This window comes from Comamonas sp. A23, assembly GCF_004522605.1.
Classification (GTDB): Bacteria; Pseudomonadota; Gammaproteobacteria; order Burkholderiales; family Burkholderiaceae_C; genus Comamonas; species Comamonas thiooxydans.
Genome location: NZ_RSDT01000008.1, coordinates 226,587 through 239,215, shown reverse-complemented (window position 1 = coordinate 239,215; position 12,629 = coordinate 226,587). Strand labels below are relative to the sequence as shown.

The following is a 12,629-nucleotide window of genomic DNA, read 5'->3' as shown; positions in this document are numbered from 1 at the left end:
CACGGCGGGCGTGGACTACCACGTGCCGTTTGGCGGTCGCAAGGGCTCAAGCTACGGTCCGCGCGAGCAGGGCCGCTATGCCCAGGAGTTCTACACCACGGTGAAGACGGCCTATACGCTGGCGTGATGCTTGGGGCTGTTCAAGCAAGCTGCAAAACTTGAGCGGCCCATTTTTCAGAAGAAGAGCGAGCATGCCCGGGCCGCGTCGCCCCCGCAGCGAAAGCTGCTACGCTGCGGCCCAGTTTTTCGCTCTTCTCTTCCATGGATTCGCTCACCCCTTTGCGCGCCTTCAGGCGCATTGTCGAACTGGGCAGCATTGCCAGGGCCGCCGATGCACTCGATCTTTCCTCGGCGGCTCTCAGCAAGCAGTTGCGCGCGCTGGAGGCACAGCTGGGGGCGGTGCTGATCCAGCGCACCACGCGCCGCATGAGTCTGACCGATACCGGCCGGGCCTATTACGCCGAATGCTGCCGGCTGCTGGATGACTTTGACACGCTGGAGCAATCGGTACGTGCCCAGTCCCTGCAGGTGACGGGGCGGCTGCGCGTGAACGCGCCGCTGTCGTTTGCGCTGAGCACGCTGGCGCCGCTGCTGGCGCGCTTTATGCAGCGCCATCCGCAATTGCAGATTGACCTATCCATGGAAGACCGGCTGATGGACGCCGTGGGCCAGGGCTTTGATGTCTCCATACGCCTGAGCGCCGAGCTCGCGGATTCATCGCTGATTGCGCGGCGCCTGGCCTCGCTGTCGCAAATGTTGTGCGCGTCGCCGGCCTATTTACAGCAACACGGCCGCCCGGCCAGCGTGGCTGCGCTGCGTGGCCATGCACTGCTGAACTACAGCCTGGCACAGGTTGACGACGGCCTGCAAGTTCCGAGCGAAGCACGAGCCAGCGTCAACAACAGCCTGATGTTGCGGGAGCTGCTGGTGGCCGGCCTCGGCATCGGTGCACTGCCGTCCTTTCTGGCCCGGCCCGCCATCGCCCAGGGCCAGCTGGAGGCCTTGGCCCTGCAAGACTGGGCCGAGCAGCCGCGCCATGTCTACGTGGTCTACCCCACGCAACGCCACCTGCTGCCCAAGGTGCGCGCCTTTGTGGACTTTCTGGCCGAAGAGCTGCCTGCGGCCATGGGCGGGGATTCTTGACGCTGGATTAAGAGTTTCTCAAGCGCAGGCCTCTTACTCCTGCGAGGCCTGCGTCCTACGCTTGCTGTCCATCAGCCATGAAGGACACAAGCATGACGCAATGCCATGATTTTTCCTGCGCTCTGCCCGCGCAGGTTGCAGCCCATCCAGCCCCTGCCCCGGTCCTGTCCGCGGCAGTTGAGGCTGCTCCCACCATCGATTTCTTCCATGACGTGGTTTGCGGCTGGTGTTATGTGATGTCGCCGCGCCTGCGCCAGGTGGCAGGCGAGCTGGGCCTGCGCGTACGTCAGCGCAGCTTTGTGCTGCAAGCTTCCCGCGCCGAGATGGTGGCAAGGTTTGGTTCCATGGAGCAGGCCAAGCAGACCATTCTCGGGCACTGGGCGGCCTGCGCACGGCATGACGACACCCAGCGCATCGACATCGAAGGCATGCGCCGCGAAACCTTTGAGTATCCCAGCGGACTGGCCGGCGCACTGGCCTGCCAGGCCGCCCAGATTCTGGAGGGCGACGAGGCCCACTGGAATCTGTTCGATGCCATACAGCACGCCCATATGAGTGCCCATCGCAACATAGGCGACGCCGAGGTGCTGCTGGACATCGCCACGCACACCGGCTTCGAGCGCAATGCTTTTGCACGCTGCATGGAAAGCGCCGAGGCCTTGAACATGGTTCACCAGGACCTCGCCCTGGCCCGGCGCCTGGGCCTGCGCAGCATTCCCACCTTGATCGCCCAGGGCCTGCCACCGCTGCAGACCCAGCCTCTGAACATGCTGCGTGAACGGCTGCGCGTCCTGCTGGGCTAAGTCACTACCTTTCACTTTCTCACTAGCGCCGAAAGGCGCACCGCTTCCTAGGAAACACTCATGAACTTCTCTTTCCGCGCCCGTGTCCGGCGCTTGCCCACCCTGTTGCTCGTGATGGCAGCAGCGTTCTCCGGCCTGGCTCATGCCCACGGTGGCCACACGCTCCCGGCCGGTACCGGCCAGGATGTGGGCACCAGCCCCTGGGGGCCGGGCGACGAGATCGGCCGCCTGAACCTGATAACGCCCGCCTCGCGCGCTGCCATCCTGCAGCGCATCACAGGCGGTCAGGTCTATGACCTCGCCACCGAGTACTACGTGGGCATGCCCAGCTGGCAGGACGCCGGCGATCCGCACTACCAGTTCTGGATGACGCACACGCCACGCGGCACCGTGGTGGACGACCCCATGAACGTGGGCAAGAACATGAACACCACGCGCAGCTACACGGGCACGGCGTTCTCCATGTACAGCCACACGGGCACGCACATCGACGCACTCAACCACTTCGGCATACGCGGCAGGATCTGGAACGGCTTCAGTGCCGACGAGCATCTGGGCGACCGCGGCTGGCAGCGCACAGGCATAGAGAAATTCCCGCCTCTGGTGGCGCGCGGCGTGCTGATTGACGTGGCCGCGGCCAAGGGCGTCGACATGCTGCCCGACCAGTACCGGATCACCCGGCAGGACCTCAAGGACGCGCTGGCACGCCAGAACGTGACGCTGCAAAAGGGCGATGTCGTGCTGATTCGCACGGGGCGCATGAAGCTCTACGAGCAACCCCAGGCCTATATGGCCAAACCGCCAGGGCTGGGCCTGGATGCCGCACACTTTCTGGCCGAGGATGCCGGCGCCATGATTGTCGGCGCCGACAACCTGAGCCTGGAGACTTTCCCCTCGGAAGTGGACGATGACTATGTGCCGCTGCACAGCTACCTGCTGGCCCAGCAAGGCATTCCCATCATGGAATTGGTGGCCCTGGACGGGCTCTCGCGCGACAAGGTCTATGAGTTCGCCTTCATCGGAGGGCCGCTCAAGATCCGCGGCGGCGACGCCGCGCCGCTGCGCCCGATCGCCATTCCGGTGCGCTGAGGGCGGCGCTTGCCGGAGCCGCTCCCTGAGCGCCGCTCAGAAAAACAATGTGCGCACCCAGGGGGCGGCCAGCACGTTGACGGCACCGGCAATCATCATCACCAGCGATGCCATCACGGCCTGCACCTCGCCGGCCTGGCGCGCCCTGGCCACGCCGCTGCCATGAGCGGCTCCGCCCCAGCTGGCGCCCGTGGCCAGTTTGCTGCGGATGCGGGGCAGCACACGCAGCACGGTCTCGCCCAGCAGCATGGCACTGACGCCGGTCAGCAGCACGAACAGCGCCGCCAGATCGGTGGGGCCGCCCAGCACTTTCTCGGCCTCGATCGCAAACGGTGTCGTGATGCTGCGCACGGCCAGGCCTTTTTGCAGCGCCTCGGACAGGCCGAACATATCGGCAAACGCAATGGTGGTGGAGATGGAGACCAGGCTGGCCACGATCACGCCGGTGGCTATCGACATCCAGTGCTTGCGCAGCAGCTTTCGGTTCTCGTACAGCGGCAGTGCAAATGCCACCGTGGTGGGGCCCAGCAGCCAGACCAGCCAGTGGGTCTGGGCAATGTACTGCGGGTAGCTGACATGGGTCAGCAGCGACAGGCCGATCAGCACCATGGGGGTGGCGACTATGGGCATCAGCAGCGGGTGGGGATGTTTGCGATACAGGCGCTTGTTGACCCAGTAGCAGGCCACGGTGGTCAGCAGCGACAGCAGGCCGATGACTTCATTCGACAGCATGGCTTAATCCTCGTTCAGGGCAGCGGCATCGCGGCTGGACTTGCGCCTTGCCAGCCACAGCTCGAAGCGATAGACGCGATCGACTGCCAGCGCGGTCACGGCCATCACGCAGGCTGTGCTGGCCACGATGACGGCCAGAATGCGCAAGCCCTGGTGGCGGATCAGATCGGGGTATTCGGTGACCACCAGCATGGCGGGCACGAAGAACAGCAGCATCTCTGCCAGCAGCCAGTTGGTGCCGCCTTGCAGCCAGCGTGCTTTGACCAGGCCCGAAAAAAGGCCCACTGCCAGCAGGCCGAAACCGATCAGACCGGCGGGCATGCTCCAGCCGAAATGCTGGCGCAGCACATCCATGGCAATCCAGATGGCGCTGAGCAGGCACACTTGCAGCACGGCCTTGAGCAGTTGCCAGAGTGTCTGGGCAAAAGAATGGCTGTCGCCCTGGGCGCGAGGAGCGACAGCTTCCGTAATCTGTGACATGGGTGAAATTCTAGGGTTTTCACCTATATTCATAAAATGACTTATTTTCATTTTTTCCATGCGTAAAAGGAATTATCATGGACTTGCGTGCCCTGCGTTACTTCATTGAGGTCGTGCGCCAGAACGGCTTCACCCGCGCGGCCGAAACCCTGCATGTGACCCAGCCCACCATCAGCAAGATGGTCAAGGCGCTGGAGGACGAATTCGGTGGTCGCCTGTTGCTGCGCGAAGGCCGGGGCGTGCAGCTGACCGACGCAGGTCAGGTGGTCTATGACCGCGGACTGGAGATTCTGGAGCAGGCCCAGCTGCTGCGCCGTCAGGTGGCCGAGGTGGACCACATCACGCGTGGCGAGCTGTCCCTGGGCATCATGCCCACCACGGGCCATTACATGGCGCCGGTGATCGCGCTGTTCCAGCAGCGCTATCCGGGTGTGAACCTGCAGGTCAACGAGCAGGGCGCGCGCGCCCAGTACCAGCTGATCCAGGAAGGCAAGCTGGACATGGCGCTGGGCCTGTTCGCGGCCCCCGATCCGGCGCTGGAGCGCTACACCGTGGCGCGCCAGAAGACGCGCGTGGTGCTGCCCGCCCAGCAGGTGACAGACCCGGGCCAACCCATGCGCTGGAGCGATTTGCGCGAGCTGCCGTTTGTGCTCTACACCTCGGACTTTGCGCTGCACGAGCATGTGCTGCAGCAATGCGAGGCAGCGGGCTTCACGCCACAGGTCAAGCTGCAGACGCGCTACTGGGATTTCATAGGCCATCTGGTCGCGGCCCAGGTGGGCGTGGCCGTGATGTTCGAGCATGTCATCGCCCGCTACGACCCGCAGCGCGTGGCCAGCCGCCCGCTGGTGGAGCCCGAGATCCCCTGGGATGTGGCGCTGATGTGGCGGCCCGGCTACCTGTCGCGTGCGGCCCAGGCCTGGCTGAACTGCGTGCGTGAGGTGTATCCACAGCCGCTCCTCGGTGCTGCTTTCCCGGATTTTCAAAACTGATAGCTATTTTCCATTGTCCAGTAAGCGATGCAAGGCTTTTTGATGCTTGATGCCAGTCCAGGTCTTTGTTGCTAAGCTCGCTGCCATGCCCCGCCCGTTCTCTTCCAATCGCTCCAGCAACTTGCGCCGCAGCACCGTGGTGCGCCAGCCCGCGCCCCGGCCCGAGGTCACGCGTCTGCTGTGCTTTCACAAGCCCTATGGAGTGCTCAGCCAGTTCACGCCCGAGGGCAAGTGGCAGGGCCTCAAGGACTGGATCGATGTGCCCGGTGTCTATGTGGCGGGCCGGCTCGATGCCGACAGCGAAGGCCTGCTGCTGCTGACCAATGACGGTCAGTTACAGGCCCGCATTGCCGATCCGCGCCACAAGATGGAGAAGACCTACTGGGTGCAGGTCGAAGGCATCCCGGACGAGGCCGCTTTGCAGCGCCTGCGCGAGGGCGTGGAGTTGAGCGACGGCAAGACACTGCCCGCCAAGGCCCGCCTGATAGAACCCCAGCCCCTGATGTGGCCGCGCAACCCGCCGATTCGCGTGCGCCAGAACATTCCCGATTGCTGGATCGAGCTCATCATCCGCGAGGGAAAGAACCGCCAGGTGCGCCGCATGACGGCAGCCGTCGGCCACCCCACGCTGAGGCTGGTGCGCATGGCCGTGGGGCCTTATTCGATCGAAGGGCTGGAGCCCGGCCAGTGGCTGGATGTGTTGCCGCTCAGTGGTTCCTAGCGCAAAGTATCGAGCCGCAGCAGCTCATCTTCATCTTCCGGCAAGGCAGCTGCCTGCCAGCGCGGCAGAGCCGGCCAGGGGCGAAAGCGACTCCAGCCCACTTGCACCTCCTGCAGATTGCCCCGCAGCAATTGAAGAGCGGTCGTCAGCTCGGATTGGCGAGTCCGCACGCATTCGCGCAGCGATTGCATGGCTTGCTGGCCACGCCCGAAAAAGCGCTGTCTGCCCAACCAGTCGGGGGACGGCTGACATTGGGCATAGGCCAGTGGCAGGCTGCTGGCCTCTCCTTCCACCACGGAAATCAAGGCCTGCAGATGCATGTTGAGTTGCTCCTGCGGCATCAGACCCGCCAGTTGCAACTCCAGCGCATCTTTATGAAAACGATAGCGTGCGGGCAGGGCGGCGCTCAGGGTATAGCTGCCGCCGCTGCGCGAGCGGGCTCGGTGACTCAGGATGCGGCTGCCTTGCTCCAGCATCGGGCGGACCAACTGCAACAAGGCCTGCTGGTGCTCGGCATCGTTGTGCTTCAGGGGGATGCGCAACTGCGTGCTGTCATAGCCCCGCCATTGCTCGCGCCAGACCATCCAGCCCGCCGTATGCGGTACGAAGAAAATCAGGGTGATCAGGGACAGCATGGGCACAATGCCCGCTGCCAGCGACCAGGCTGCCCTGATCTCGGCGGCGGCAGAGGCCTCCTCACCCAGGCTGACGAGATTGCCGCTCAGCTTGATGAGGGTGGCAAGACTGATGGCAAAGACCAGACCACAGATCAGAGAAAGCTGCTCGGGCGAATAAAGGCTATCGGGCAGATGAATCAGTGTGGCCAGTGCGGCGGTACATCCCAGCAGAACCACGGCTGCGGACAGCAGATAAAACAGGGCGCAAGGGGCCTGCTGCTGGACATCGAGAGCCGGGTTCTGCTCCAGCTCGCGCAGCAACTGCCTGCGGCGCCACCAGCGCAGCGGCTGCCAGAGCAGGGCGCTGACCGCCAGGCCGGAGAGCATGCTGATGAACAGCGCCGAAAAAGCCCATAGCAGCAAGGCCGCCATCAGCAAGATACCCAGTCCGACCAACCAGTTCATGCCCGCGATTGTCCTTTTGAATTGATAGCTGCTTGTGCTTGATGGACAAGCAATCTAGCCTGTTGTGAATGAAAAATCGCGCTGCCTGCAATCGCAGGTCAGCGCGATGGTTTGATGCTACAGGTTCAGCTGCAGCTCTTGTTGTTGGCGCCATGCATGCCGGCGGCCTTGGCATCGGCCTCGCTCATGTACTTGCCGTTCTTGGTGGTGCCGTAGAAACGGGTGCCGGGGCAGTGGTAGATCTTGCTGTCCTCATTGGCCCAGACCTTGCCTGCACCGCCGCCAGGTGCGGCGGTCGCGGCCGGCTTGCCGCCTGCTGCAGCCTTGGTAGTGGCCTGCTGGTCAATGCCCTTGCGGCCCGAGCAAGCTCCCTTGGAGGACGCCGCGCTCATGGTGGAGCCATCCTTGCAGACAAAGGTCTGCATGTCCGTCTTGGCAGCGGCAGGGGCCGGCGCAGCCTTTGCTGCGGGTTCTGCCGCCGGCTTGGCGGGCATGGGGGCTGTTTTGGCGGCCGGTGCGGCAGGCGCCGCTGTCGGAGCCTGAGCAAGGCTCGCCCATGAGCTGCTGACCAGGGCTGAAGCCAGGCAAATTTTCCATAAATTGCGCATACGAACTCCCTCCAATAGATGTGATGTCACAAGGCGTGACAGGCGCATGCTGCTACGGAAGACCTGATTCCGCAAGCCTCGGCCGTCAGGCTTCAGGTTCCGCTGACATAGGGGTTCAGCTTGCGCTCGCGGCCAAAGCTGCTTTCCGGGCCATGCCCGGGGATGAAGATCGTCTGGTCGCCCATGGGCCACAGGCGCTGCACGATGGAGTCGATCAGCTGCTGATGATTGCCCTGCGGGAAGTCCGTGCGGCCTATGCTGCCGGCAAACAGCACATCGCCGACAAAGGCGCGGTCGATCTGCGGTGAGTGGAAGACCACATGGCCGGGCGTGTGACCGGGGCAGTGGCGCACGTTCAGCGTTTCCTGGCCGATGCTCACGGTGTCGCCGTCATGCAGCCAGCGCGTGGGCACAAAGGGGTCGGAGTGGGGAAAGCCGAACATGGCACCCTGCTGGGGCAGACCGTCGATCCAGAACTGGTCGCCCTCATGCGGGCCGATGATGGGCAGCTCATACTTGGCCGCCAGCTCACTGGTGCCGCCCGCGTGGTCGATATGGGCGTGGGTGATCCAGATGGCCTTCAGATTCAGGCCCAGGCGTTCCACCTCCCACTCGATCTGCTCGAGATCTCCGCCCGGGTCGATGACGGCCGCGTCCATGGTCTGGTCGCACCAGACGAGAGAGCAGTTCTGTTGAAAGGCTGTGACGGGGACAGTGTGATATTGCAACATGGGTGACTTGTATTTTTCGGGCGTTTGCGTAGTCTCGCGGGCTGCGAACCCCGCAAGCATGACACGGCATGACACGCGCATCAAAAATGCCCGCTCAGATTCTGGCGTCATCCCTCATTTGAGCTAGCATGGATGCGAGTGCCCCATTTTGGTGCGGGCTGCTAAAACGTATTTGTGCTGCAAGGCAGCGGGCATTTGCTTCATGGGAGGCGGCCCGACACAGTTTCAAGATCGTTCAGGCCGTGCCAATGCCCATGCAATACAAGTTCCTCCCACGGGCAGGAATGGCAGGGGATGGGTCGGTCTGGAGGAAAACCGTTTTTAAACTCCAGGAGACTCTGCATGTCTACCTCTTCCAACCAGCCGAGCGGCGCTGGCGCCCAACGCATCGGCATCCCGCGGGAAACCTTCCCGTTGGAAAAGCGCGTGGCCACCGTGCCCGATGTGGTCGAAAAACTCATCAAGCTGGGTTTTTCGGTCGCCATCGAATCGGGCGCCGGCGATGCCGCCAACTTCAGCGATGACGCTTATCGCGCAGTGGGGGCCGAGGTGCTGCCCAACGCTGCGGCGGTCTGGGCTGCTGCCGACATCCTCTTCAAGGTGCGCCCGCCCACCCCGCAAGAAGTCGCGCTGATGCGCGAAGGCCAGATCCTGATCGACTTCATCTGGCCGGCCCAGAATCCCGATCTGATGCAGCAACTGGCTGCCAAAAAGGTGACGGTGCTGGCGATCGACTCGCTGCCCCGGACATTGAGCCGCGCGCAGAAGATGGATGCACTGACCTCCATGGCCGGTGTTTCGGGTTACCGCGCCGTGATCGAGGCCGCCAACGCCTTCGGCCGCTATTTCAACGGCCAGATCACGGCCGCAGGCAAGGTGCCGCCAGCCAAGGTCTTCATTGCCGGCGCAGGTGTGGCCGGTCTGTCGGCCATTGGCACGGCCGCCAATCTGGGCGCCATCGTGCGCGCCAACGACACGCGGGCCGAAGTGGCCGATCAGGTCACATCGCTGGGCGGTGAGTTTGTCAAGGTCGACTACGAAGAAGACGGTGCTGGCGGCGGCGGCTATGCCAAGGTGATGAGCGAGGGCTTCCAGGCTGCGCAGCGCCAGATGTATGCCCAGCAGGCCAGGGAGGCCGACATCATCATCACCACCGCGCTGATCCCCGGCAAACCGGCGCCCAAGCTGATCACGGCCGAGATGGTGCAGAGCATGAAGCCCGGCAGCGTGATCGTCGACATGGCGGCCGAGCAGGGCGGCAACTGCGAGCTGACCGTTCCCAACGAGGCCGTTGTGCGCCACGGCGTGACCATCATCGGCTACACCGACCTCGCATCGCGCCTGGCCAAGCAATCGTCCACCCTGTACGCCACCAACCTGCTGCGCCTGACGGAAGAGCTGTGCAAGGCCAAGGATGGCGTGGCCGTGGTGAATATGCAAGACGATGCGATTCGCGGCCTGACCGTGGTCAAGGACGGCGAAATCACCTGGCCTGCCCCGCCCCTTGCCCAGGCGCCCAAGCCAGCCCCCAAACCGGCTGCGGCTGTGGTGGAGCAGAAGAAAGGCGGCCATGGTCACGGCGCTGCCGGACCGCTGCCGGCCAAGACCTTGGCCATTATTTTTGCGATTGCCGCCCTGGCCTTCTGGTTCATCGGTGCCTACGCGCCGGCGGCCTTCCTGGGCCACTTCACGGTGTTCGTGCTGGCCTGTTTCATCGGCTACATGGTGGTGTGGAACGTGACGCCGGCCTTGCACACGCCGCTGATGAGCGTGACCAACGCCATCTCCAGCATCATCGCCATTGGCGCCCTGGTGCAGATTGCACCGCCGGGAACGGCGGGTACCGCTCGCCCTGATGACTTGATCCGCTGGCTGGCCTTTGCAGCGCTGGTGCTGACTGCCATCAATATGTTTGGCGGCTTTGCTGTGACACGTCGCATGCTGGCCATGTTCCGCAAATAAGAAGAACGAGCACAAGAGAGAAACACCATGTCCCAAAGTCTCGCAACGGTGGCCTATCTGGGGGCTGCCATTTTGTTCATTCTCAGCCTCGGTGGCCTGTCCAACCCCGAAACCTCACGCCGCGGCAATCTGTTCGGCATGGTCGGCATGGCGCTGGCCGTGCTGGCCACCGTGTTCGGCCCACGCGTCGATGCCGGCGGCATCGCCTGGATCGTCGGCGCGCTGGTGGTCGGTGGCGGTATCGGCCTGTATGCGGCCAAGGTCGTCAAGATGACCCAGATGCCCGAGCTGGTCGCCCTCATGCACAGCCTGGTCGGCCTGGCCGCCTGTCTGGTGGGCTTTGCCAGCTATGTCGATACCTCCATCGAGCTCGCTGGCGCAGAAAAAGCCATTCACGAGGTGGAAATCTACGTGGGCATCCTGATCGGCGCGGTCACCTTCTCGGGCTCGCTGATAGCCTTTGGCAAGCTCAACGGCAGGATAGGCGGCAAGCCGCTGCTGCTGCCCGCACGCCACTGGCTCAATCTGCTCGCGCTGCTGGTGGTGATCTGGTTCGGGCGCGAGTTTCTGCATGCCCAAACCGTGGCTGACGGCATGTTGCCGCTGATCGTGATGAGCGTCATCGCCCTGCTGTTCGGCGTGCACATGGTCATGGCCATCGGTGGGGCCGACATGCCCGTGGTGGTGTCCATGCTCAACAGCTACTCGGGCTGGGCTGCTGCGGCCACCGGCTTCATGCTGGGCAATGACCTGCTGATCGTCACCGGCGCGCTGGTGGGCTCCTCGGGTGCCATCCTGAGCTACATCATGTGCCAGGCCATGAACCGCAACTTCATCAGCGTGATTGCGGGCGGCTTCGGCTCCGGCGCTCCCGCCAAGAAGGGTGATGCTTCTGCGGCTGCCGAGCCCCAGGGCGAAGTGGCACCCGTCAGTGCAGCCGAGACCGCCGAGATGCTGCGCGAGGCAAAAAGCGCCATCATCGTGCCCGGCTACGGCATGGCCGTGGCCCAGGCCCAGCACACCGTCAATGAAATCACTCGGACCCTGCGCGAGCAGGGTGTGGATGTGCGCTTTGCCATCCACCCGGTGGCGGGCCGCATGCCCGGCCACATGAACGTGCTGCTGGCCGAGGCCAAGGTGCCTTACGACATCGTGATGGAGATGGACGAGATCAACGAAGACTTCCCCGAGACCGATGTGGCCATCGTCATCGGTGCGAACGACATCGTCAATCCGGCAGCCCAGGACGATCCCGAGAGCCCCATCGCCGGCATGCCGGTGCTGGAAGTGTGGAAGGCCAAGACCTCGATCGTGATGAAGCGCTCCATGGCCTCCGGTTATGCGGGCGTGGACAATCCGCTGTTCTACAAGGACAACAACCGCATGCTGTTCGGCGATGCCAAGAAGATGCTGGACGAGGTGTTGGGGGCGCTGAAGAGCTGATGAAGGGGGGTGATCTCTCCTGAGGCGCTCTCTCCTAGCCGGGCGCCTCTCTCGCTTTGCGGGAGGGGGACGACATCTTCGCCGGAGCGTCGTCCCCGCAGCGAGGCGGCTCTTGCCTGGTGTCCTGGGGCGTAGCGTACGCCTGTTCTTGAAATGCCTGCGGTTTTCGGCTGCAGGCATTTTTTCTTTTAGAGATGCTGGACGGCGATCTCGCCCAGCAGCACGGCGGCAATCACCAGCATCAGCGTGCCCGACAGGCGCGAGACGGCAAGCGCGGCGGCGGGGCGCGAGCGCAGCACGCTTTGCGAGCCCCAGCCCACGCCGAAGTAGACCACGGCGCAACTGGCTGCATGGACGGCGCCCAGGGCCATGATCTGCGCAAACACCGGCCAGCCCTCGGCAGGCCGCACAAACTGCGGCAGCAAGGCAAGCAACAGCAACAGCTGCTTGGGATTGAGTCCGCTGACGCTGGCTCCCTTGACCGTCCAGTGCCAGCGCGTGCCGCTCTCGGCATCGCCGGCGCTGCCGATGGCTGCCGGGCTGCGCCACAGTCCCACGCTCATCCAGGCCAGGTAGAGCGCGCCGGTGGCCGTCAAGGCCGTGAGCAGGGCCGGGTTGCGCGCCACCAGGGCGCCAACGCCTGCCGCCACGGCCAGCGTGGCCAGCAGCGCACCGCAGGCCAGGCCCAGTGTTGCGGGCAGCACCAGCCGTCTGCCACGCAGACCGGCCGAGATCACATAGGCCCAGTCGGCCCCGGGCGTGAGCACCAGAAGAAAGGAGACTGCCCAGAAGGCGGTCAAGGCGGCGTAGGACACGAAATTCCCTCGAAAAGCGTTGATGCCG

General features: G+C 64.0%; 14 protein-coding genes. 8 read left to right on the top strand and 6 right to left on the bottom strand.

Features of this window, described 5'->3' with window-relative positions; genetic code table 11:
* From EIC84_RS18520 to EIC84_RS18505, 4 genes are all read left to right on the top strand, one after another.
* Positions 1 to 127: aldehyde dehydrogenase family protein (locus EIC84_RS18520; RefSeq protein WP_134737337.1), on the top strand; the 127-nt coding region annotated here is incomplete at its 5' end.
* 134 nt (positions 128 to 261) lie between these two features.
* Positions 262 to 1,143 (top strand): LysR family transcriptional regulator, encoded by an 882-nt coding sequence (locus EIC84_RS18515; protein WP_034363345.1) that lies wholly within the window; start codon positions 262 to 264, stop codon positions 1,141 to 1,143.
* A gap of 92 nt (positions 1,144 to 1,235) precedes the next feature.
* Positions 1,236 to 1,946, top strand: a complete 711-nt coding sequence (locus EIC84_RS18510) for a DsbA family protein (RefSeq protein ID WP_003070337.1) — start codon at positions 1,236 to 1,238, stop codon at positions 1,944 to 1,946.
* 60 nt (positions 1,947 to 2,006) lie between these two features.
* The gene (locus EIC84_RS18505; RefSeq protein ID WP_003070338.1) at positions 2,007 to 3,035 is read left to right on the top strand and encodes a cyclase family protein; all 1,029 of its coding nucleotides are present in this window, start codon (positions 2,007 to 2,009) and stop codon (positions 3,033 to 3,035) included.
* Positions 3,036 to 3,071: 36 nt separating this feature from the next.
* On the opposite strand, the gene EIC84_RS18500 is transcribed toward EIC84_RS18505, so the two are convergent.
* Both EIC84_RS18500 and EIC84_RS18495 read right to left on the bottom strand, forming a co-directional pair.
* On the bottom strand, positions 3,072 to 3,767 hold the full coding sequence (locus EIC84_RS18500) for an LrgB family protein (protein WP_003070340.1): 696 nt from the start codon (positions 3,765 to 3,767) through the stop codon (positions 3,072 to 3,074).
* A 3-nt stretch (positions 3,768 to 3,770) separates the two neighbouring features.
* Positions 3,771 to 4,247 carry a CidA/LrgA family protein gene (locus EIC84_RS18495; protein WP_003070342.1) on the bottom strand — a complete coding sequence of 159 codons (477 nt, stop codon included), beginning with the start codon at positions 4,245 to 4,247 and terminating at the stop codon, positions 3,771 to 3,773.
* Positions 4,248 to 4,324: 77 nt separating this feature from the next.
* Here EIC84_RS18495 and EIC84_RS18490 point away from each other — a divergent pair, with 77 nt between their 5' ends.
* The gene (locus EIC84_RS18490; protein ID WP_003070345.1) at positions 4,325 to 5,239 is read left to right on the top strand and encodes a LysR family transcriptional regulator; all 915 of its coding nucleotides are present in this window, start codon (positions 4,325 to 4,327) and stop codon (positions 5,237 to 5,239) included.
* A gap of 49 nt (positions 5,240 to 5,288) precedes the next feature.
* A complete protein-coding gene (locus tag EIC84_RS18485) occupies positions 5,289 to 5,960 on the top strand; it encodes a pseudouridine synthase (RefSeq protein WP_003070347.1) in 672 nt (223 codons plus the stop codon).
* On the opposite strand, the gene EIC84_RS18480 is transcribed toward EIC84_RS18485, so the two are convergent.
* The 3 genes from EIC84_RS18480 to EIC84_RS18470 all read right to left on the bottom strand — a co-directional run bounded on the left by EIC84_RS18480 (position 5,957) and on the right by EIC84_RS18470 (position 8,381).
* A complete protein-coding gene (locus EIC84_RS18480; protein WP_003070349.1) occupies positions 5,957 to 7,042 on the bottom strand; it encodes a hypothetical protein in 1,086 nt (361 codons plus the stop codon). The genes EIC84_RS18485 and EIC84_RS18480 overlap by 4 nt on opposite strands.
* A gap of 125 nt (positions 7,043 to 7,167) precedes the next feature.
* The gene (locus tag EIC84_RS18475; RefSeq protein ID WP_003070351.1) at positions 7,168 to 7,536 is read right to left on the bottom strand and encodes a hypothetical protein; all 369 of its coding nucleotides are present in this window, start codon (positions 7,534 to 7,536) and stop codon (positions 7,168 to 7,170) included.
* A 206-nt stretch (positions 7,537 to 7,742) separates the two neighbouring features.
* Positions 7,743 to 8,381, bottom strand: coding sequence for an MBL fold metallo-hydrolase (locus EIC84_RS18470; RefSeq protein ID WP_034363356.1), 639 nt, complete (start codon positions 8,379 to 8,381; stop codon positions 7,743 to 7,745).
* A 342-nt stretch (positions 8,382 to 8,723) separates the two neighbouring features.
* Between EIC84_RS18470 and EIC84_RS18465 the strand changes: the two genes are divergently transcribed.
* Entirely contained in the window at positions 8,724 to 10,343 is a 1,620-nt protein-coding gene (locus EIC84_RS18465) for a Re/Si-specific NAD(P)(+) transhydrogenase subunit alpha (RefSeq protein ID WP_003070357.1), read from the top strand.
* Between the two features lie 27 nt (positions 10,344 to 10,370).
* On the top strand, positions 10,371 to 11,786 hold the full coding sequence (pntB, locus tag EIC84_RS18460; RefSeq protein WP_003070358.1) for a Re/Si-specific NAD(P)(+) transhydrogenase subunit beta: 1,416 nt from the start codon (positions 10,371 to 10,373) through the stop codon (positions 11,784 to 11,786).
* A gap of 188 nt (positions 11,787 to 11,974) precedes the next feature.
* On the opposite strand, the gene EIC84_RS18455 is transcribed toward pntB, so the two are convergent.
* Positions 11,975 to 12,601, bottom strand: coding sequence for a LysE family translocator (locus EIC84_RS18455; protein ID WP_003070360.1), 627 nt, complete (start codon positions 12,599 to 12,601; stop codon positions 11,975 to 11,977).
* Positions 12,602 to 12,629 lie beyond the last annotated feature (28 nt).

Bases quoted from the DNA above. Each gene is read 5' to 3' on its own strand.
- EIC84_RS18475 (WP_003070351.1), bottom strand. From the start codon at position 7,536: ATGCCCGCCAAGCCGGCGGCAGAACCCGCAGCAAAGGCTGCGCCGGCC.
- EIC84_RS18490 (WP_003070345.1), top strand. From the start codon at position 4,325: ATGGACTTGCGTGCCCTGCGTTACTTCATTGAGGTCGTGCGCCAGAAC.
- EIC84_RS18500 (WP_003070340.1), bottom strand. From the start codon at position 3,767: ATGCTGTCGAATGAAGTCATCGGCCTGCTGTCGCTGCTGACCACCGTG.
- EIC84_RS18505 (WP_003070338.1), top strand. From the start codon at position 2,007: ATGAACTTCTCTTTCCGCGCCCGTGTCCGGCGCTTGCCCACCCTGTTG.
- pntB (WP_003070358.1), top strand. From the start codon at position 10,371: ATGTCCCAAAGTCTCGCAACGGTGGCCTATCTGGGGGCTGCCATTTTG.
- EIC84_RS18470 (WP_034363356.1), bottom strand. From the start codon at position 8,381: ATGTTGCAATATCACACTGTCCCCGTCACAGCCTTTCAACAGAACTGC.
- EIC84_RS18485 (WP_003070347.1), top strand. From the start codon at position 5,289: ATGCCAGTCCAGGTCTTTGTTGCTAAGCTCGCTGCCATGCCCCGCCCG.
- EIC84_RS18510 (WP_003070337.1), top strand. From the start codon at position 1,236: ATGACGCAATGCCATGATTTTTCCTGCGCTCTGCCCGCGCAGGTTGCA.
- EIC84_RS18465 (WP_003070357.1), top strand. From the start codon at position 8,724: ATGTCTACCTCTTCCAACCAGCCGAGCGGCGCTGGCGCCCAACGCATC.
- EIC84_RS18480 (WP_003070349.1), bottom strand. From the start codon at position 7,042: ATGAACTGGTTGGTCGGACTGGGTATCTTGCTGATGGCGGCCTTGCTG.
- EIC84_RS18495 (WP_003070342.1), bottom strand. From the start codon at position 4,247: ATGTCACAGATTACGGAAGCTGTCGCTCCTCGCGCCCAGGGCGACAGC.
- EIC84_RS18515 (WP_034363345.1), top strand. From the start codon at position 262: ATGGATTCGCTCACCCCTTTGCGCGCCTTCAGGCGCATTGTCGAACTG.